The sequence below is a fragment of the Azospirillum oryzae genome (assembly GCF_900177515.1).
In the GTDB taxonomy this organism is placed as follows: domain Bacteria; phylum Pseudomonadota; class Alphaproteobacteria; order Azospirillales; family Azospirillaceae; genus Azospirillum; species Azospirillum oryzae_A.
In genome coordinates, this window is record NZ_FXAK01000005.1 from 827,452 (window position 1) to 848,427 (window position 20,976).

General features: G+C 66.2%; 14 protein-coding genes. 4 read left to right on the forward strand and 10 right to left on the reverse strand.

What is annotated here, in order from left to right; translation table 11 throughout:
- Positions 1–215 precede the first annotated feature (215 nt).
- A complete protein-coding gene (locus B9N97_RS12065; RefSeq protein ID WP_085086584.1) occupies positions 216–3,536 on the forward strand; it encodes a maltotransferase domain-containing protein in 3,321 nt (1,106 codons plus the stop codon).
- Between the two features lie 171 nt (positions 3,537–3,707).
- On the opposite strand, the gene B9N97_RS12070 is transcribed toward B9N97_RS12065, so the two are convergent.
- The 4 genes from B9N97_RS12070 to B9N97_RS12085 form a co-directional block, all read right to left on the reverse strand.
- The gene (locus B9N97_RS12070) at positions 3,708–3,947 is read right to left on the reverse strand and encodes a hypothetical protein (RefSeq protein WP_085086586.1); all 240 of its coding nucleotides are present in this window, start codon (positions 3,945–3,947) and stop codon (positions 3,708–3,710) included.
- 138 nt (positions 3,948–4,085) lie between these two features.
- Positions 4,086–4,277: a hypothetical protein gene (locus B9N97_RS12075; RefSeq protein ID WP_085086588.1), complete on the reverse strand. Its 192-nt coding sequence runs from the start codon at positions 4,275–4,277 to the stop codon at positions 4,086–4,088.
- 97 nt (positions 4,278–4,374) lie between these two features.
- Positions 4,375–5,382, reverse strand: a complete 1,008-nt coding sequence (locus B9N97_RS12080; RefSeq protein ID WP_085086590.1) for an alpha/beta hydrolase — start codon at positions 5,380–5,382, stop codon at positions 4,375–4,377.
- Complete coding sequence (locus B9N97_RS12085) at positions 5,372–6,370, reverse strand: ABC transporter ATP-binding protein (protein ID WP_085086592.1); 999 nt, start codon at positions 6,368–6,370, stop codon at positions 5,372–5,374. Before B9N97_RS12085 ends, B9N97_RS12080 begins: the two co-directional genes overlap by 11 nt.
- Positions 6,371–6,549: 179 nt before the next feature.
- Here B9N97_RS12085 and B9N97_RS12090 point away from each other — a divergent pair, with 179 nt between their 5' ends.
- Complete coding sequence (locus tag B9N97_RS12090; protein WP_085086595.1) at positions 6,550–6,738, forward strand: zinc-finger domain-containing protein; 189 nt, start codon at positions 6,550–6,552, stop codon at positions 6,736–6,738.
- Positions 6,739–6,766: 28 nt separating this feature from the next.
- On the opposite strand, the gene B9N97_RS12095 is transcribed toward B9N97_RS12090, so the two are convergent.
- Positions 6,767–8,491 (reverse strand): bifunctional protein-serine/threonine kinase/phosphatase, encoded by a 1,725-nt coding sequence (locus B9N97_RS12095; RefSeq protein ID WP_244560685.1) that lies wholly within the window; start codon positions 8,489–8,491, stop codon positions 6,767–6,769.
- Between the two features lie 92 nt (positions 8,492–8,583).
- Positions 8,584–9,420, reverse strand: coding sequence for a formate/nitrite transporter family protein (locus tag B9N97_RS12100; protein WP_085086599.1), 837 nt, complete (start codon positions 9,418–9,420; stop codon positions 8,584–8,586).
- A 660-nt stretch (positions 9,421–10,080) separates the two neighbouring features.
- Between B9N97_RS12100 and B9N97_RS12105 the strand changes: the two genes are divergently transcribed.
- Positions 10,081–12,138, forward strand: coding sequence for a putative bifunctional diguanylate cyclase/phosphodiesterase (locus B9N97_RS12105; RefSeq protein ID WP_085086601.1), 2,058 nt, complete (start codon positions 10,081–10,083; stop codon positions 12,136–12,138).
- Positions 12,139–12,193: 55 nt separating this feature from the next.
- Here the strand turns inward: B9N97_RS12105 and B9N97_RS12110 are convergent, their stop codons facing one another.
- Both B9N97_RS12110 and B9N97_RS12115 read right to left on the reverse strand, forming a co-directional pair.
- The gene (locus B9N97_RS12110) at positions 12,194–12,988 is read right to left on the reverse strand and encodes a LuxR C-terminal-related transcriptional regulator (protein WP_085086603.1); all 795 of its coding nucleotides are present in this window, start codon (positions 12,986–12,988) and stop codon (positions 12,194–12,196) included.
- Positions 12,989–13,709: 721 nt separating this feature from the next.
- The gene (locus B9N97_RS12115) at positions 13,710–16,481 is read right to left on the reverse strand and encodes a carbohydrate-binding domain-containing protein (RefSeq protein ID WP_244560686.1); all 2,772 of its coding nucleotides are present in this window, start codon (positions 16,479–16,481) and stop codon (positions 13,710–13,712) included.
- A 342-nt stretch (positions 16,482–16,823) separates the two neighbouring features.
- Here B9N97_RS12115 and B9N97_RS12120 point away from each other — a divergent pair, with 342 nt between their 5' ends.
- On the forward strand, positions 16,824–18,011 hold the full coding sequence (locus tag B9N97_RS12120) for a glycosyltransferase family 4 protein (protein WP_085086605.1): 1,188 nt from the start codon (positions 16,824–16,826) through the stop codon (positions 18,009–18,011).
- 10 nt (positions 18,012–18,021) lie between these two features.
- Here B9N97_RS12120 and B9N97_RS12125 read toward each other — a convergent pair whose 3' ends face one another.
- Both B9N97_RS12125 and B9N97_RS12130 read right to left on the reverse strand, forming a co-directional pair.
- Positions 18,022–19,710, reverse strand: coding sequence for a DUF2190 family protein (locus tag B9N97_RS12125; protein ID WP_085086607.1), 1,689 nt, complete (start codon positions 19,708–19,710; stop codon positions 18,022–18,024).
- A complete protein-coding gene (locus tag B9N97_RS12130) occupies positions 19,707–20,972 on the reverse strand; it encodes a glycosyltransferase family 4 protein (RefSeq protein ID WP_085086609.1) in 1,266 nt (421 codons plus the stop codon). The genes B9N97_RS12125 and B9N97_RS12130 overlap by 4 nt, the downstream gene beginning before the upstream one ends.
- Between the last annotated feature and the right edge of the window lie 4 nt (positions 20,973–20,976).

Below are 20,976 nucleotides of genomic sequence, written 5' to 3' on the forward strand. Positions count from 1 at the left end.
AGGTGCATCCTGTGCTGGTGATGTCCGTTGCGGGTTGCCATATGCGGCGGGCGGAACCTTCACCGCCCCGACGGGTTGACCGGCGGGAGCATGGTGTCGGCCGCAGTGTGGGCATCGGTGCATTCCGGAGGGGACAGCGCCGATGTCGCTTCGTCGATCCCACAACGGGGACCGGCGGCTGTCAACGGAGAAGCAGGGCCAAGGAAGGGGGTTCCATGAGCATCGTCGGACCACGCATCTACAACCTGTTTCCGACCCTGGTTGGTCCGGTCCGCGATTGGGCCGGTCACCTGCCGCGGATCCAGGGGATGGGATTCGACTGGATATTCCTGAACCCGATCCATCAGCCGGGATTCTCCGGCAGCCTCTATGCGGTGAAGGATCCCTATCGGCTGCATGACGCGCTGCGTGGCGGCTCGCACGAGAGCGACGACGAACTGCTGCGCCGCTTCATCGGGGAGGCCGGGGCGCACGGCCAGTCGGTGATGATGGATTTCGTCATCAATCACACCTCCCGCGATGCCCTGCTGGTCGACCAACATCCCGATTGGTACAAGCGCGGCCCCGACGGCGACCTGCACCGGCCCGGCGCCGTCGATCCCAACAACACCGCCAACGTCACGGTGTGGGGCGACCTCGCCTCGCTGGACTATGACCGGGCTGAGTCGCGGGCCGGGCTGATCGGCTATTGGTCCGACTATCTGCGCCACTATATCGGGCTGGGCGTGAAGGGCTTCCGCTGCGACGCCGCCTATCAGGTTCCGGCGGAGGTGTGGAAGAGCCTGATCGACGCCGCCCATGCCGTGAACCCGGAGGTGAAGTTCTTCGCCGAGACGCTGGGCTGCACCGTGGAACAGGTGCGCGAACTGTGCGGCGCCGGCTTCGACTTCCTGTTCAACAGCGCCAAATGGTGGGACTTCAAGGCCGACTGGCTGCTGGACCAGTATGACGAGTTCCGCTGGATCGCGCCATCCATCGCTTTTCCGGAAAGCCACGATACCGACCGGCTGGCGGCGGAAGTTGGCAGCCAGGACGCAGTAAGGCTCGCCGCCCAACTGAAGATGCATTATCTGTTCGCCGCCAGTTTCTCCACCGGCGTGCTGATGCCGGTCGGCTACGAATACGGCTTCACCCGCAAGCTGGATGTGGTGCGCACCAGCCCCGCCGACTGGGAACAGCCGAAGCTGGACCTGACCGGCTTCATCGGCGCGGTCAACGCCATGAAGGCCGCCACTCCGGCCCTGAACGTCGAGGGACCGCAGCGCCGCGTGACCTCGCCGCACAGCCCGGTGCTGGGCCTGATCCGGCAGGTGGACGGCGCCGCGCTCGACCAGCCGGACGGCTGCGCCATCCTGGTGCTGAACCCGGACGAGAACCGGCCGCACACGCTCGACGTCGGCCCGATCCTGGCCGCCACCGGCGGCACCTATGAAGCGTTCGAGGATGTGACGCCGGAGGCGGAGCCGCTGCCGATGGAGCCGGGCGAGGCGATGATGCTGCGCCCGATGGAACTGCGCGTCTTCCGCGCCCGCGCCGCCCGCAGCCACCCGGTCGAACTCCACGACGTGGAGGAGCGGGAATGGATGGATTCCATCGCCGCCGGCCGGATGACCATCGAGAATGTCTATCCGGAGCTGGACGGCGGCCGCTTCGCCGTCAAGCGCGCGGTCGGCGACGTGATGGAGGTGTGGGCCGACATCTACACCGACGGCACCTTCGTCCTCGCGGCTTCCGTCATGTACAAGGCGGACGGCGACGAGGAGTGGAGCGAGGCGCCGATGCGCTTCCACGAGAACGACCGCTGGGTCGGCCGCGTGCCGCTGACCCGCAACGCCCGCTACACCTACAGCATCGAGGCTTGGCGCGACGTCTGGGAAAGCTGGCGCGCCGACTTCAAGAAGAAGGTCGATGCCGGCATGGTCGTCGATCTGGAACTGGTGGAGGGCCGCCGCTTCGTCGAGCAGGCGCTGGACCTGAACCATGGTGACGGCCGTGCCGCGCTGGAGGCGGTGATCGAGCGGATGCAGTCGCTGGCCGGCCGCGAGGCCATCGACTACGCCCTGTCGGACGAGCCGCGCCGCGTCATGAAGCAGTATGGCGAGCGGCAGTATAAGTCCCGCTATGTCCGCGAACTGGAGGTCTATGTCGACCGCACCGCCGGCGCCTATTCGGCGTGGTTCGAGATCTTCCCGCGTTCGGCCTCGCCCGATCCGTCGCGGCCCGGCACTTTCGACGATGTGGTGAACCTGCTGCCCATGGTGCGCGACATGGGCTTCGACGTGCTGTATTTCCCGCCGATCCACCCGATCGGCCGCGCCTTCCGCAAGGGCAAGAACAACACGCTGAACCCCGGTCCCGACGATCCCGGCGTGCCCTATGCCATCGGTGCGGAGGAGGGCGGGCACGACGCCATCGACCCGATGATCGGCGACTTCGACAGCTTCCGCCGGCTGGTGCGCGAGGCCAAGCGCCATGGCATTGAGATTGCGCTGGACTTCGCCGTGCAGTGCTCTCCAGACCATCCCTGGGTGAAGGAGCATCCGCACTGGTTCTACTGGCGGCCCGACGGCACCATCCGCTATGCCGAGAATCCGCCGAAGAAGTACCAGGACATCGTCAATGTCAGCTTCTACCGCCAGTCCTATCCGGATCTGTGGTACGCGCTGCGCGACGTGGTGCTGATGTGGTGCAAGGAGGGTGTCCGCATCTTCCGCGTCGACAACCCGCACACCAAGCCCTTCCCCTTCTGGGAATGGATGATCCGCGAGGTGCAGGACCGCTACCCCGACGCCCTATTCCTGGCCGAGGCCTTTACCCGGCCGAAGCTGATGAAGCGGTTGGCCAAGGTCGGCTTTACCCAGTCCTACAGCTACTTCACCTGGCGCACCACCAAGCCGGAGCTGACCGAGTATCTGACGGAGCTGACGCAGAGTGAATCGCGGGAGTACATGCGGCCGAACTTCTTCGCCAACACGCCCGACATCCTGCCGCCGATCCTGACCCATGGCGGCCGGCCGGCGCACATGATGCGGGCTGTGCTGGCGGCGACGCTGGCCGGTGTCTACGGCCTCTACGGCCCCTACCTGCTGTGCGAGGCGGAAGCCTATCCCGGCAAGGAGGAATACAACCACTCGGAGAAGTACGAAGTCCGGCACTGGGACTGGAACAAGCCCGGCAACATCCGCGACTACGTCACCGCCATCAACCGCATCCGCCGAGAGAACCCGGCGCTGCAACAGTTCACCAACCTGCGCTTCTACAACGCCTTCGACGACAACATCCTGCTCTACGGCAAGATGACGGCGGCCAAGGACAATGTGATCCTGATCGCGGTGAACCTCGATCCCCACAACGGCCATGGCGGCACCATCGAGGTTCCGCTGTGGGAACTGGGTTTGCCGGACGGCGCCCATGTCCAGGTGGAGGATCTGTTCAGCGGCCACCGCTTCACCTGGATCGGCAAGTTCCAGCATGTATGGCTGGATCCCCACCGCAACCCCGCGGCGATCTGGAGGATCGTGCCGCCGGGGGTGTGAAGTCACTCACTTGCCCCCACCCCAACCCTCCCCCGCTGGGCGGGGGAGGGAGCAAGTGCTGATGTGGGAGAGCGGCGGAGGTTAGGTGGAGGTCTAACATTCCCAAAAAGCCAGATAAGAAAAAAGCGGCCCCGCAGGGCCGCTTTTCTCAATCTCGTTTGTCCACCGACTTCACCGCCGACGGATCATCGTCACGCCGCCGACGGTCTTGTCGAGGAAGGCGATCATGGTGTCCGGCTTCGGCCCGACCGAAGAGGCGGCGAAGGCCATCCACCAGCGCGCCATCGGGGTGGTCCAGCCGTAGCGGTCGGCGATGATCTGGACATCCATGGTAGAGGACATGGTCGACTGGGCGGTCGTCGGCGCGCGGGGGGCGCCGGACGGGGTAACCTGGGATTCGACGCTGTGCATGGTTCCTCCCAACGGGGACGTTCGGTGTCCGCTTATGCGGTACCTTAGCCCTCAACCGCTGAAAGTGGCAGAGTTGCTTTGGTCCTAAGGGGTACTATACCTTTGGCTGCAAAGGTTCCATGCGGCCGAATGCGCCTTTCAGGTAGGCGGAAGCGGCAATCCGCTGGCCCAGGCCACCATCGCCACCAAGGCCGCCCGGTTGGCCGGCCGGAACAGCAGAGCCAGTCGCACCCACAACGGCGAAACCTTGAGTTCCGCAGCCATTTCCTCGACTTCCGCCGGGGACAGCTGCAGGTCGGGAGCGGGGTCGTCATTCAGATCATCACGCATTGGCAACCCTCCGCGAATGCCGCAGGTCACGATGGATAAGGAACAATCCGTCTGACCGGCAATCGCGCCGCCGCGTGTGACAAATAGTGGCCGCCCTTTACTTGGCCGCCAGCAGCGCCCTTGGCGCCCGGTCCGCGCCGCTGGCCAGCGGCACCTTGGGGTTCTCGATCCAGGCGATGACGTCGTTGACGACCAGCTTGCCCTTCAGGTCTCGCAGCAGCATGTGGTAGCCATCGGGATAGACCGCGACGACATGCCGCCCGCCGGCCTCGAAATCCTTCAGCGCGCGTTCCACCGGCCGCGGCGGCAGAACCTCCTCATGCGCGCCGTAAAGTACCAGCGAGGGTGTCTGCAGACGTTGGCAAGCGTCGAGCGCCGACCCCATCAGGTCGGTCAACCCCTCCAGCGCATCGACGCGCGAGCCCTTGATCACCAGCGGATCCCGGCCCAGCGCCCGCAGCATCTCGATGTTGTCGGACGGATGGATGCCGAGATCCTGCGGCGGATGCACCACCATGCCCGGCACGAGGTTGTAGGTGATCCACAGAGCGGCGCGCGGGAAGAAGCCCATCGCCTGCCGGCCCCAGACAGCGGGGGCGACAAGGATTGTGCCGTCTACCTTCGGTGGATTGGGGCCGGTCATCGCGGTCAGCACCACCGCCCCGCCCATGCTCTCGCCCATCAGATAGACCGGGACGTCGGGATGGCGCCTGCGCACCATCTCCACCGCGGTGCGGGCGTCGCTGACCAGGGTGGGGGTGCCGGCCCAAACGCCGCGTTCGCGGGTTGCACCGAAGCCGCGCTGGTCATAGGCATAGGTGGCGATGCCGGCCGCGGCGAAGTCCCGGCCGGCGCCGTCGAAGGCGTTGGAATAGTCGTTATAGCCGTGCAGGGCCACCACAGCCGCCCGAACATGGCCATCGGCCGGCAGCCAAGAGCGCATCGGCAGCTCGAAGCCATCGGCGGCGATCAGCACGCGGTCGTTCAGCTGCGGCTGGACGACGGCCGTTCCCATCGGCTGGAAATCGGCGGCACAGCCGCCTAGCAGAAGTCCCAACCCCAGAACAGCCGCCAAGCCGACAGCCGCCGAACCGCTATGCCGCATGGATTACCCCTGTGTCGCTGTGCGCACCACCCGTCAGTTGGAGGAATATATCCTCGAGATCCGATTCCTCGGTCGTGACATCGACGATCCCGATTCCCGAAGCGGCCAATGCCGACAGGATGGCGCCGGCGCGCTGGCGGCTCGGCTGATAGCGGACGACCATCCGCCGCGGCTCCGGCAACTCCACCGTATAACCCTCCAGCGACGGCGGCGGGGCGGTCAGGTCGCGCTCCAGCGTCAGGCACAGCGCCTTGTTGTCGACCCGCCGCAGCAGGGTCGTCTTAGGCTCGCACGCCACCACCTGCCCATGGTTGATGATGGCGATGGTGTCGCACAGCTCCTCCGCTTCCTGCAGATAGTGGGTGGTCAGCAGGACGGTGGTGCCGGACTTGTTCAGCGTGCGCACATAATCCCAGAGCTGGCGGCGCAGTTCCACGTCGACGCCGGCGGTCGGCTCGTCGAGGATAAGCACCGGCGGGGTGTGGACCATCGCCTTCGCCACCATCAGGCGGCGCTTCATGCCGCCGGACAGCGACCGGGCATGGGCGTCGGCCTTGTCGGCCAGCCCGACGGCCTCCAGCAGTTCGTCTGTCCGGCGTTCCTTCTTCGGCACGCCATAGAGGCCGGCCTGAAGCTCCAGCATCTCGCGCGGGGTGAAGAAGGGGTCCATGTTCAGTTCCTGCGGCACCACGCCGATGGAGGCGCGGGCGCGGCGCGGATGCTCCGACACCTCGTGGCCCCAGATGGTGGCGGTGCCGCCGGTCTTGTTCACCAGCCCGGCGAGGATGTTGATCATCGTCGACTTGCCGGCGCCGTTGGGGCCGAGCAGCCCGAACAGCGACCCGCGCGGAATGGCGAGGTCGATGCCCTTCAGCGCATGTTTCGGCCCGGCCTTGCCGGTCGGCTGGTAGATCTTGGTCAGGCCGCGCAGCTCCACCGCGTTGGCGGGAAGCGAGACGGGCGTGGGGGTATCGGTGGGCGCGGCCATTGATCCTGAACCATGATGATTGCGGTTGACGAAAAAGCCCGCGAGTCCGGCGGTTTCCCCCGTTGATCCGCGGCGCGCGATGGGTATCATCCGGCCCGCGCGCGCGGAACCCCGATCGGGGGCCCGGACAGCGGGCGTGTCCACGATGGCGTGAACCGGCGCGCCTGTCAAAACAGAGGATGACTGCCATGCAGCCGACCGAGACGATCCTTGTTGAAACCTCGACCGTCGGGTGCGACGGCGGCGGCGGCGCGCTGGGCCATCCGCTGGTCTATCTGACGCTGGATCGCGAAGGGCAAGTCGAATGCCCCTACTGCTCGCGCCTCTATAAGCTGAAGGAAGGCGCCAAGGTCGCCCACGGGCACTGATTGCGCGTTCGTCCTGCCGGCGGGCCGATCAGACCCGGCCGGCCAGCAGGACCAGCACCGCCAGCGCCAGCAATGCCGACAGCCCCTGCCAGAAGGCCAGCGGGTTGCGGTCGATCAGCGGCCGGCGCCGCATTCCCGCGGCTTGCTTGCGCGGGTGGCGCAGGTCGTACAGGAACTCCGACAATTCCTGATAGCGCTTGGCCGGGTCCGGATGGACCGCCTTACGCAGCACGCCGTCAAGCCACGCCGGGATGTCCCGCTGGTCGCTGAGCGCCGTGCGGTAGACCAGCTTGCGCTGGCGCGCCCGCGTGGTGGCGGTCGCCGCGTCGGCGCCGTAGGGCAGACGGCCGGTCAGCATCTGATAGGCGATGACCCCCAGCGCATAGAGATCGGACGCTGTCGTTCCGCCCTCGCCCAGCAGATATTCGGGGGCGGTGTACTGCAGGGTGCCGAGGATCTCGCCGCGGTCGGCATCCGGCATGGTCTCCAGGATGCCGGGCACCAGCACCGATCCGAAATCGACGATCTTCACCGTCCCGGTCCGGTCGATCATCACATTGTCGGGCCGCAGGTCCTGGTGCAGCATCTCCAGCCGGTGGAAGGCCTGCAGTCCCTTGCCGATCTGCTCGACGATGGCGCGCACGGTGGGCAGGTCGGGGCCGGGGTGGTCGCGCATCCACTGGGTCAGGGTCTGCCCGTCCAGATAGTCGGTGACGACATAGAGGTGGCGGCGCGGCCGGCTTTGCGGTGGGGCCTTCAGCACATGCGGGCTGTTGATCCGCCGGGCGATCCACTCCTCCATTAGGAAGCGGCGCAGATGGGCGCGGTCGTCGCGCCGGTCGATGGCCGGAACCTTCAGCGCCACCGCAGGGCCGCCTGCGCTGTCCTGGGCCAGATAGACATGGCTGCGGCTGCTGGCATGCAACTCGCGGAGGATTCGGTAGCCCTCGAACTCGATTCCAGGTTCCGGCAGGGGCGGCGGGGGCAGGTCGGACAGGCGGGACAACAGGTCGTCGGTCCCCGCATCGGGGACGGCGTCGATTCGCACGATCTGGAGAGTCAGATTGTCGGTGCTGCCCCGCCGCAGCGCCTCCTCCACCGCGAGTCGGGCTGCGCGGTCGAGATCGTCGGCATGGTCGGCGATGGCGTTGATCAAAAAATCGGCATCGACATGCTCATAGACGCCGTCGGTGGCCAGCAGGAAGACGTCGCCGGCTTCCACCGGCAGGTCCCGGCAATCGAATTCCACATGCGGCACCACGCCCATCGCCCGGCCGAGATAGCTGACCTCCGACGACACCGCCACCCGGTGGTCGGTGGTCAGCTGTTCCAGCGCGCGGCCGGCGATACGGTAGATGCGGGAATCGCCGACATGGAACAGATGGGCGGTGGCCGACTTCAGCACCAGCGCGCTGAGCGTGCAGGCAAACCCGCGGTCCTGGTCGTAGCGGTATTCGCTGCGCAGGTTCTGGGCGTGAAGCCAGGAATTGGCCGCCGCCAGCACCCGCTGCGCCGACGTTTTCACCGACCAGCTTTCCGGTGTGCAGTAATAGTCGGTCAGGAAGCTCTTCACCGCGGTTTCGCTGGCGATGTGGCTGACCCGGCTGCTGCTGATGCCGTCGGCCAGCGCAACCGCGATCCCCTTCATGCCCAGCAGCGGGGGCGTCGGGATCAACGCACCGTGGAAATCCTGGTTGGACTCCTTCCGTCCCTTGTCGGAGCACTGGCCGATGGAAATCCGCAGCTCTTTCAAGATGTCGGCCCTTGGCACGATGTCGGCCCTTGGCAGGAAAAACCCCGGCCCAACTTGGACCGGGGTGGTGACGGGATGACGGGACGGGCGCCTTATTCGGCGGGCTGCAGGCCGGCCTGATGCAGGCGGCGCTTCGGCGCCGTGCGGACATGGGTGGCGTAGAGCGTCAGACCGGTGAAGGCCAGGCCGCCGACCAGATTGCCCAGCACCGTCGGCAGCTCGTTCCAGATCATGTAGTCCATGATCGAGAACTGCCCGCCCATCAGCATCGCCGACGGGAACAGGAACATGTTCACCACCGAATGCTCGAAGGTCATGCCGAAGAACAGCATGATCGGCATCCACATGGCGATCACCTTGCCACTGACCGAGGTGGAGATCATGGCGCCGACGACGCCGGTGGAGACCATCCAGTTGCACAGCACGCCGCGCAGGAAGATGGTCAGCATGCCGGCGGCGCCATACTGGGCATAGCCAAGCGTCCGGTTCTCGCCGATGTGCGAGATGACCGACCCGACCTTGTCCGGCGGGGTCGAGAAGCCATAGGTGAAGACCACGGCCATCATCACCGCGACGGTCAGCGCGCCCAGGAAGTTGCCGATGAACACCAGCCCCCAATTGCGCAACACGCCTGCGACGGTCACGCCCGGCCGCTTGTCGATCAGCGCCAGCGGCGACAGCACGAACACGCCGGTCAGCAGGTCGAAACCCAACAGGTACAGCATGCAGAAGCCGACCGGGAACAGGATGGCACCGATGATCGGGAAGCCCGTCTGGACCGTGACCGTGACGGCGAAGACCGCCGCCAGCGCCAGGATCGCCCCGGCCATAAAGGCGCGGATGACGGTGTCGCGGGTGGACATGAAAATCTTGGATTCGCCGGCATCCACCATTTTGGTGACGAACTCGGAGGGCACCAGATACGACATGACGTGTCCCCTTGGAACAAGCGCGGAAGGAACGGCACGCAGCGTCCGGTAGAGCCCGCGCGGCACCGGTCCGGTGCGGGGCGGGGAAGGGAGGACGCGCTGCGTGTGATTTGGGTGCGGGCCCCGGTCTTTGGTCCCGCGCGGGTCAAACCGCCGTTGGCTTGAACGGAAAGACCCTATGCATGGCGTGTGCCAAACGCAAAGAGGCCGGCAACCGGCCGATCTCCGCCGCCCCTCCCTACCGGCGCCCGGAGGTGAACTGCCTCATTGCCCAAAGACTGTGCGATGTTGAATAAAAAATAATCGTTTGTGCAGGAATGACTATGAGGCTGAACAGATCGTCTGCCAACGCACGCTCCGCAGTCCGACCGAAATCTTTCCGGTTTTTAACGATGCTGCCGAGAAATTCCATTTCCGTTCAAAGCCTTGGCAGAGAATAACGGTCGTAGGAGCCGTCATGGGTCAGGAACGGTTACCTTTTTGTTATATTTTCCCTTCATACTATGAGACAGTGTCGGCGATGTCGCTTGACGGGACTCTCCGAACCGGCGTCTACTTTGCCGCATTGCGGAAAAGTGGAAGTTCCACAATCGTTGTTTGAGTTGCAGGCTTATGTTTTTTCCAGGCGGTTCGGGATTGGCGTCGGATGAGGCGCGCACCATGAGTCACGAGACGGAAGAACAGTATCGCAGCATCTTCGAAAATGCTGTCGAAGGCATCTATCAGACGACGGTCGACGGACGTTACCTGCGGGTCAATCCGGCACTTGCCGACATCTATGGCTATGCTTCGCCCGAAGACCTGATCGCCAACCTCACCGACATCGCCTGCCAGCTCTATGTCGATCCCGGCAAGCGCGAGGCCTTCGCCGATCTGATGGCCCGCCAGGATCGTGTCCACAGTTTCGAGGCGCGCGTCTTCCGCCGCGACGGGTCGATCATCTGGATCGCGGAGAGCGCGCGCTGCGTTCGCGATGCCGCCGGCCGCATCCGTTATTACGAAGGCACCGTCCAGGACATCACCGAACGCAAGCAGCATGAGGAGAAGATCCGGCTGCTCGCCACCGTGTTCGACAGCGTCGCCGACGGCATCCTGATCGTCGATCCCGAACTGACGGTGCAGGCGATCAACCCGGCCTACGAGATCATGACCGGTTTCCAGCGGGAGGAACTGCTGCGCCGGCCGCTGGTCCTGTTCGCCCCCGGCTCGCACGAGCGGGAATTCATCGACGCCATCTGGACCACCGCGCGGCAGGCCGGGCGCTGGCAGGGGGAGGTCACCAGCTTCCGCCACTCCGGCGACGCCTTCGCCGCCGCCCTGTCGGTGACGTCGGTTCGTGCGCCGAGCGGCGTGCTGGAACATTATGTCCTGACCATCGCCGACATCAGCCAGCGCAAGTCGCAGGAACACCAGATCCGCTATCAGGCCAGCTTCGACCGGCTGACCGATCTGCCCAACCGCTGGCTGGTCTGCGAAAGGCTGGAGGAAGCGATCGTCCGCGCCCAGCGCGGCAAGAGCAAGGTCGCCGTCGCCTTCCTCGACCTCAACCGCTTCAAGCAGGTGAACGACACGCTGGGCCACCATGCCGGCGACGAGTTGCTGAAGCTGGTGGCGCGGCGTCTGCGCAACTGCACCCGCATGACCGACACCGTCGGCCGGCTCGGCGGGGACGAGTTCCTGATCGTGGCGCCCGACGCCGCCGACCGCTCCGCCGGCGCCCGGCTGGTCGAGAAGGTGCTCTATTCGATGGCGGAGCCGTTCAGCGTCCATAACCAGGAGCTGTTCTGCGGCGCGTCCATCGGCATCGCCTTCTACCCCGACGACGGCGAGACGGCGGACCAGCTTCTGCGCAACGCCGATCTGGCGATGTACCATGCCAAGCGCAACCCGGAGCACAAATACGTCTTCTACGACAACGGGATGCGCGAGCGGTCGGGCTTCACCCTGGGGCTGGAGAGCGATCTGCGCCGCGCCAGCGGCGGCGACGAGTTCGAACTGCATTTCCAGCCGAAGATCGACCTTGCCGGCAACCACACCATCGGGGCGGAGGCGCTGATCCGCTGGCGCCATCCCGTGCGCGGAATGGTCAGCCCGGCGGAGTTCATTCCGCTGGCCGAGGAAACCGGATTGATCTGGGAAATCGGCGCCTGGACGCTGATCGAATCCTGCCGCCGGCTGGCGGGCTGGATCGAACGCGGCCTGCCCATCCCGTCGGTGTCGGTAAACCTGTCGCCGCGCCAGTTCCAGGATGCCCGCCTCGTCGGCTTCGTCCGCAGCGTGGTGGAGTCCGCCGGAATCCCGGCCAACCGGCTGGAACTGGAACTGACCGAAGGCGCCATGATCGGCGACATCGAGAAGGCGGTGACGATCCTCAATGGGCTGAAGGACATCGGGGTCCGTCTGTCGATCGACGATTTCGGCACCGGCTATTCCTCGCTGGCCTATCTGAAGCGGTTCCCGATCGACACGCTGAAGATCGACCGCAGCTTCGTCCGCGACATCGTCAAGTCGACCACCGATCCGGCCATCGTCGGCACCATCGTCAATCTGGCCGAAAGCCTGGGCTTCGACACCATTGCCGAGGGTGTGGAGACGAAGGAGCAGGCCGACATGCTCCGCCTGCAGCGCTGCACCCGCATCCAGGGCTATCTGATCAGCCGGCCGCTCCCGGTCGACCAGTTCGAAGCCTTCCTGACCGGCAGCGTGGTGCCGGCCTGAGACCCGCAAGGGCCGGGCGCCGCCATTCCGGCGCCCTTGCCCTTATCGGGTGGGATTAGGGTGCCGTCCGTTCCAGGAAATACTCCATCTCCTGGATGATGCCGCTCTGCGCGGCCCAGAGCGCGGCCTGGGTGCGATTGCGGACATTGATGGTCTGCATGATGTGGCGGACATGCAGCTTCACCAGATCCTCGGTCATCCCCATCTCGCGCGCGATCTCCTTGTTGCTGCATCCGTCCATGATGAGCTTCAGGATGCGGGCGTGGCGCGGGTAGAGGCCGGGATAGCCCAGCAGTTCGCTTTCATGCTGGGCCACCGCCCCGTCCTCTCCGCCGCGGCGAAGCGCGGTGGGGGAGAAATAGTCGAAGCATTCCTCCGGCACGACCGGCTCGCCGGCATGGATCAGGCGAAGGGACAGCACGAAGGCGGTCGGGGCCATCCGGTTCAGCAGATAGCCGCGCACGCCGAAGCGCAGGGCCATCCGCATGTGGTGGGCGGAGAATTCGTCGGCGATCATCGCCAGCTTGGCCTGCTCGCCGTACCAGCTACGGAAGTTCCAGGCGTCGGTCTTCAGGGAGGCGAGGTCGAACAGAACGATGTCGGCCGTCCTTTCGGAACCGCTGTTGCCGGCCGGCGGCTCCAGCGTGGCCACGCCGCCGGCCGACATGCCGTCGGAATGGCGGTCGAGGCCGCCGTTGACCCGGCCGTTCCACATCGTCTTGGGTGAAAGCCCGGTTGCGAGGCGGCTTTGCGGATCGATGACCTCGAAGCAGTCGTCCAGGATGTTCAGGATGGATTCGCGCAGCAATCGGCTTTGATTGTGAACAATCACACGAATGCGATCGGACATGTCCGTCTCCCCCAAGAAATAGACGAAATGGCGGACGGTATCGCGCGGCCGGAAGGCAAGGATTCCCCCCTGGACGCTTTGCTTCGACGTCGATGGTACCGGTGCATGGCAACTCGGGACTGCCGGATTCTCGTGCCCGGCATACATCCCTCGGCCCCCCGTTCAGGCCGTTGCCACCATAGTCTCCGATGCCTCCGCGCCTAGCCGCGCAATGCCGCACATCCGATGGACGGTGCACGTTGTATCGGTCTTCTCGTGCTCGCCCGTTCGAATTTAGATCAAACTATGATCCGGCACTCACGGCATTGTCTGCTGCACTTCTGGAATGATTCCAGGCTCAGTTGGGCGTGGACTCATACTGTCCGGGCAGAGTCCTTCGTCAGAAGGCCAGCAGTAATAAATCGTTCTTGCACGCGAATGTGGAAGTGATTACCCGGTAAAGCGGCACCGCTCTCTGTCGGATTGCGCCAAGCGGGGAGGGTTCGAAGCAAAGGAAGCCAAACGATATTGCCGTTCAAAGAAGAAAAAGTTCTTTGCAAGACAACTTATGTTAGATGCTTCGACTTGAGTTTAAGCTGCACTGGGCGATTTCACGGACGATAATATAGACTCTTAAACAGAGTTTGCCAGGACATTTTTCATTGAACATCGAAACGAAAACGGAGCCCCGCCGGGACGGGACTCCGCTTTCGTTTCGACAGCTTGCCGTCGGACGACCGCTTTACGCCGCCACGTCGTGGCTGATGGCGAAGACGCCGGTGTCCCAACGGGCGATGGTGGTGTCGAAGCCTCCGACGCCGTTCACCACGTCGAAGCTCTGCGTGGTGTTGTGGATCAGGTCCTGGACCGTGTAGTGGCCGTTGGCGAGCTGAAGCTCCACGTGGGTGGCGACCGCCTTGCGCGCCGAGGTGTCATTGAAATCGACCCGGTCGGAGGCGACGACGATCAGCCGGTCCTTCTGATCGTAGAAGCCATAGCCGGTGATCTGGGCGTCCGGATCCTTGTCGGTGAAGGTCAGCGGGTAATGGTAGTTCAGCGCCTCGTCGCCGATCAGGACCGGCGCCTTGGCCTTCAGCGCGGCGATCTCGGCATCGCTGAACAGGTTGTGCCCGTCATAGGTCGCCTGCGGAATGATCCAGGCGCTGGGCGTGCTGGCCTTGGTCATCGACGGCAGGGCCGCGTCGCTGACGTAATAGCCGAAGGTCGCGCCGGCATCATGCAGCTTGGTGATCGGCTCCAGCAGCTCGCCCAGATAGGCGTTGCCGATGGCGTTGCCGTCGGGCTCCAGCGCGTTCATCGCCTTCTCGGCATTGACGCTGTAATAGAGCGCCGGGCCGAAGGGGCGGGTCGGCACGATGTCGCGCAGCATGTCCAGCCAGGGCTGCTTCACCTCGCCCCAGTCGTGATAGCTGCGCGACCACTGCTCCGCCGCGCGGCGGACGCCGCCCTGGTCGTCGGCGATCATGGTCCAGCCGCTCTGCAGCCAGGTCTGTTCCAGACGGCCCCAGCCCAGCTCCTCGCGCACCGTCCCGGTCACGCCGGTGTAGAGGCTGTTCACCGCACCCCAGTAATCATCCTCCGACGAGGACATCATGTGGCCGAAATGGGCGTCCGGCGCGCGGGCGGCATGGATGCCCAGCATCGCCTGCTCGTAGGAGGCCGGCGCCTGCTTGTGCTGCATCTCGAAGCGTTCGAGGGTCTGCACGTTGAACAGGATGTCCTTCTCGTTCATCGTGTCGGTGATGACGCGGGCATCGACGCCGGCGAATTCACGCATCGCCGCCGGGGTGAAGGACACCTGGGTGGTCAGCCAAGCCGCTTTTCCGGTGTTCTTGACGATGGCGTCATCCAGCGCCTTCCAGCTGTTCGCCCAGCCGTCGACGAAGTAATCCAGCCACTGGGTCGGGTGGTTGTCGACGATGTCGGCCGCCTGCTGCGCCAGCGTGGACCCCGCCACCTTGATGCCGGTCTTGGCGCTGAACTCCGCGATCATGCGGCTGTTGAAGAAGTCCATCACGCCCGAATGCGGGCTGCCGTCGAAGAAGTCGGCCAGCTCATAGCCGCGGGTGCCGGTCAGGGCCGACAGGCGGCCCAGCTTGTCGGCCATCCAGTCGGCGTAATGGGCGGTGCCGCCGGTCCAACCGGCCGGCGCGTCCTTGGCGTCCAGCGGCATCAGCGGGCTGATATAGCCCCAGCCATAGGGATTGCTGCTGTCGGCGTTCAGGACGTTGCCGTCGGCGTCGCGGCCCAGATACTGCTGGTGCGCCTTGACCCAGGACACCCAGGCCTTGTGCCCGCCGAGGCTGGCGAACTCACCGCCGTTCTGGGACTCTTCGAAGGTGTCCTCCCACAACTGCAGGCCGATCAGCGGCATCACACCGTCGGACAGGTGACCGGCGGCGACGTCACGGGTTTCCTTCAGGTGAGAGGCGTTGGAGTAGTCGGGCACCGATTCCCAGAACAGGTGCTGCGGCGCCAGCCCGCGGTCGGCACCCCAGGAGATGGTCGACACGTCGGACATCAGCGGCGGCCGGTCGCTGCTGACCCCGGCGCTGGCGGTATGGTCGTTCTTCGGCAGCGTGGCCGTCGGCGCCGTCGGAGCCGGCGTGGTCGGCGCGGGCGTGGTGGGAGCGGTCGGTGTGGCTGGCGTGGTCGTCGTGCCGCCGGCCAGCATATCCTTGGTGACGGGAACGCTCAGCGTGCCGTTCCACCACAGGCCCTGCTGGCCGGAGACGACGTCCTTGCCGTCCAGCGCGCCTCGGTCATAGGTGACCCCGGCGGCGGTCGAGGCGACGCTGTGCCCGTTCACCACGACGGAGCCGACATACAGGCTGCGGTCCTGGCCGTTGACGAAGGCGTCGTTGTCGTACTGGACCTGGACCTTGTGCGCCTGGGTCGGATCGAGATCGACCGTAAACTTGTAGGCAGTCTGGCTGGTGGCGGCCACCTTGGCGTCGCCAACCGCCTTGCCGTCGACCAGAAGCTTGAAGTGCGGCGGCACCCCGCCGGCGCTCTTGCCCCAGGCGTTGACGACGACGCTGTAGGACTTGGTCGCCGCCGGAGCCGCGTCGACTGCATTGGCTGCCGGGAACAGCGACGCCGGCAGCGGAACGTTCAGCGCACCGCCCCAGTACAGGGCTTCCTGCCCCTTCACCACGTCCTTTCCGTCGACCGCACCCTTGTCATAGGTGACCGACGGATCGGTGGCGGCGATCGACGTGCCGTTCACCGAGACGGCGCGGACGAACAGGTTGCGGTCGGCACCGCCCGACAGGCCGTCATTGTCGTAGACGATCTGCAGTTTGTGCGCGCTGTCGGCCGCGACCTTGGCGGAGATGGTGTAGCGCCCCAGGGTGCTGCTGTTCACCGTCGCCTGACCGATGGTCGCGCCGTCGAGCTTGAGCGCCAGATGCGGCCAGACGCCGCCGGCTGCTTGTCCCCATGCGTCGATCGCAAAGGTGACATCGATGAGATTGGACCCGGTGAGCGCCATCGGCACGACTCCCATTAATCGGATATTAAGATCTTGCTAGGTCGGGTTAACCGTATCGGTTGGATTACCCTGCTCGTTGGGAGTAGTCGCACAGAATTCACTATAGAAAGGAGAGTCAATCTTGGGACATGACTCTGACTCATCTTTGACTCTTCCAAAAAAATCGATTTTGAGTCCGCGAATGCTTTAGCGTCTGAAGGACTGATTCTGACAACGGCAGTCTTAAGCCTGTTGTGTGGCGTCCGTATCTTTCGTTTGTTTGGCGTAGGTGCCGGCGCCGTGGTCCACTTCGGCACGAACCGCCGTAAATACCGCCGATCAAGCCGGGCAGGAGATCGTTCCATGCGCACCGCTTCCCTGCGCATCGCCGTCGTCACGCAGAAGATCGTCCGGCATGACGGACAGGGGCGCGTGAACGCCGTGGTGGTCGATGAACTGCTCCGCCGCGGGCATGAGGTCGTCGCCATCGCGTCGGAACTGGCGGAGGAACTGGCACGCCATCCGCGCTTGCGCTGGGTGCCGGTTACAGGCGGCGGTGTGCCGACGCAGTTGGCAAAGGACCAGCTGTTCGCCTGGCGGGCGAGCCGGGCCCTGGCGCGGGAACGGCAGGCCGGGATAGACCGGGTGGTGGTGAACGGCTTCGTCAGCTGGGCGCGGTCGGATGTGAACGCCGTGCATTTCGTCCATTCCGCCTGGATGCGGTCAGCCACACATCCCATCCGCAAGGGCATCTCGCCGCTGTCGCTCTATCGGGCGCTCTACACGCTGCTGAATGTCGGGTTCGAGCGCTGGAGCTTCCGCCGCGCCGGCAGGCTGGTGGCGGTCTCACGGACCGTTGCGGACGAACTGCGCCGGGACGGCATCGAGCCTGCCCGGCTGCGCGTGATCGACAACGGCGTCGATGTCCGGGAGTTTCGTCCGGGCACGTCCGATCCGGCGCTGTTCGGCCTGCCGCCGGGCCGGCCGGTGGCGTTGTTCGTCGGCGATGCCCGCAGCGACCGCAAGAATCTGGATGGGGTGCTGCGCGCGCTGGCCGAGGTGCCGGATCTGGCGCTGGCGGTGGTCGGCGACGAGCGCGGCGGCCCGTTTCCGGCGATGGTACGGGCGCTGGGGGTGGAGGACCGGGTCCGCTTCCTCGGTCACCGGCGCGACGTGGCGGCGCTGATGGGGGCCGCCGACCTGTTCGTCTTCCCGACCCGCTATGAACCCTTCGGTCTTGTTCTGCTGGAGGCGGCGGCCAGCGGCCTGCCGGTCGTCACCACCCGGCTGGCCGGCGCCGGCCGTCTGCTGGAGGACGGAGCCGCCATCCTGCTGGACGACCCGGACGCGCATGGGGATCTGGTGCGGGCGATGGATGATCTTGCCGCGGACCCGACGCTGCGCCGCCGTATGGGGGAGGCAGGCCGCCGCATCGCGGAATGCCAGGACTGGTCGGTGACGGCCGGGCAGTATGCCGATCTGCTGGAGGAACTGGGGCCGGCGGATCAGGCGGTCGACGGCCGGCGGGTGTTGGCCGGGTCGGCGTCCTGACCGGTCGCCCTTACCGCAACTCCAGCCGCAGTTCCATGACCACGCTGTCGGTTCCCGCCGCCGCGTCCACCGCCGCGATGCCGACCGGCGCTGCCGGCCCAGGGGTGGGATCGACCCTCTGAGAGGTGCCGCTACCGGGGCGCAGGACGGTGCCCATGCGGATGGCGGCGCGGGTCTTGCCGACCGGCACGGTTCCAGCGGTGGCGACGGGAACGATGCCGCCGGCGCCAGCCGTGGTCAGGGCGACCCCGTCGGCCGGGCGGTCGGGTTCCAGCCGGCGCACCCGGTCATAGTCGCGCTGCACCAGATTGCCGGCGTCGACCCCGCCGGCGCCGACCTTGCGGAATTCGCCGGAGCAGTCCAGCGCCTGGAACCGGTTGGCGCGGCAGGTACCGGAGACGGCGAGAGCCGGGGCGAAGCCGTCGCGGCCGAGCCGGATCAGCCGCTCCGCATCGTCGAACCGGTTGCCGACGGCGGAGGCGGCGACGATGGCGGCTGTCTCGATGTCGACAGCGCGGTCGTTGGTGCCGTCGCCGAAGCTGGCGCTGCCGCCGGTGAACTCGTTGCGCTCCAGCGCCCGCACCACGATCAGGCCGGTGACCGGCCGCTTGGCCAAGCGATAGGCCGGCAGCAGCGACCCGCTGCAACCGATCAGGACATTGCCGTACATCTCCGCCATCGGCCCCTGGATCCAGCCGTTGCCGCAGGCCTCGAAGGCGCAGTCCAGGAACTTGTTGTTGGACAGGAAGGTCCGCTTCGCCACCCCGTCCTCCGCCAGGATTGCGTAGGGCGAGAAGCCGAAATGGCAGGAGATGAAGCTGGAGTGGTCGATGCCGTTCTCCGGCGCCACGGCGATCGAGGCCAGCGTGTTGCCGGCGAGATCGGTGTCGAGGAACAGATGATCGCCGAAGCTGTCGGTCCCCGCCGACCAATAGGCGCCGATGTGATTCTTGGTCAGTTGGCAGGAAATCAGCGAGGAATGGTCGCGCCAGACATCCACCCCGGCGCGGAAGCCGAACACCCCGACCCGCTCCAGCAGGAAACGGGAGGTAAGCGCCAACCCGTCCATGCCCGGCGGCGGATCGCCCGGCCGGTTGCCGGACTTCGGCCCGCACAGGCTGATATGTGCGATGCGGCTGCGCTGATAGCCCTTGTCGTCGTCGCGCACGCCTTGCCGGCTGCCGGCGCGAATGGCGAAGCGACCCGGCCCCAGATCCTCCGGCCAGGACAGCAGCGAGGCGCGCATGCCGGCGCCGACGATCTCCACCTCGTTGAAGGCGTCGTCATAGCGGTCGAGGTTGGGCAGGACGATTTCGCCATCCAGCCGGTAATCGCCGGGCGGCACCAGTACCGTCCCGCCCTGTCCGCTGCGCGCCAGTTCCAGGACGGCGCCCTGCAAAGCCGCCCAATCGCATTCCTGGTCCAGCGAGCGGACATGCGGATGGATGCGCCGTGCCGCCTCCAGGCTCTTGTAACGCTCCGACAAAGGATGGCTGCGGCCATCGCCGATGGCGCCTCGCTCTCTGATCGACAGGGCTGGGCCGCTTCTCGGCGGCGGGGCCGGTGCCGGGCGCAAGGGCTTGTCCTGGGAGGTTTGGGCGGCAGCTTGGGCAGCGTAGGGGGGCCGGGCGACGGGCAGGGCTAGGGCCGCGGCCAGCAGCGCGCGCCTGCCGATGCGGCAGCCGGGACCGCCGCTCATGGCGCGAAGGCCCGGGTACGCCGGTGGAGCCCGCCCAGCGAACCGATGCCGTCGCTAAGCGCCGCGAAATAGACCTCCTCCAGACGGTCGAGATGGCGGTCCAACGTGAAGGGCGCGCGCCAGTACCCGTCATGGGCATTGCGGCCCATCCGCTCCACCTCCGCGTCGTGGGACAGCAGTCGGAGGCAGCGGGCTAGGTCGGCGGCATCGCCGCTGCGGAACAGGAAACCGTTCTCTCCCGGCAGCACCGCCTCCGCCGCCGCACAATTGTCGCTGACGACGATGGGAACGCCGTTCGCCAGCGCCTCGTAGGCGGCGAGCCCGAACGTCTCATACCACAACGACGGGACCACCAGCGCCCGCGCCCGCCGCACCTCCTCCAGCACGGCGTCGGGCGGTAGCCAGCCGGCAAGCTCCGCCTCCGGGTTCAGCCGGCGCACCGCCGCCGCCTCGTCGCCATCGCCGACGAAGCGCACCGGGCAGTCGGCCTGCGCCGCCGCCTCGGCCAGCAGAGCGGCGCCCTTCTCGCGCGACAGGCGGCCGACGAACAGCATGGGACGGTTGCCGGCGACCGGGGCGGGCCCACGGTCCTCAACTTCAACCGGGTTGGGGACGGGCAGGGTGATGGTGCCGGGCGCCAGATGGGAGGCGATCACCGCGCGCTGCCGGTCGCTGAGCGTCACCAGCGCCATCCCGTCGATGAAGCCGCCGGCCAGCGCCCCCGCCGCGTGACGGGCGGCCCGCCACCATTTGTGGTGCCGCGCGCGGGCGTCGCAATCGGTGGCGAGGCAGCCGGTTGACAGTGCCCGGTGTGGGCAGTTGACGCCCTCGGGAAAGACGAAGAAGGCGCCGTTGGGGCAGAGCGGGAAATAGTCGTGCAGGGTCAGCAGTACCGGCAGGCCGGATTTCCGGCAGACCGGGAAGACGCTGGGCGACAATGCCTTGGCCCAGCCATGTATATGGACCAGCGTGTCGTTCGCCGGGCAACTGCCGAGCAGGCTTTCCAATGCGCGCGCCGCCTCCCGGTTCCAGATGCCGCGCAGCGCCGCCTGCACGCGGTCGGCATTGCCCTTCAGGTCGGGCTGCTCCAGGCAATGGACGGTGATTCCATCGGTCAACAGAGCGGGGTCGATGGGCGGGACGGCGGTGAAGAAGTGGACCCGGTGGCCGCGCCGCGCCAGCCCGACGGCGCCGGCGATGGTGACCTTCGCCAGCCCGCCGCTGGGGTGGGCGTGGTCGCAGAGGATGACGATCGTGCTCATCGCA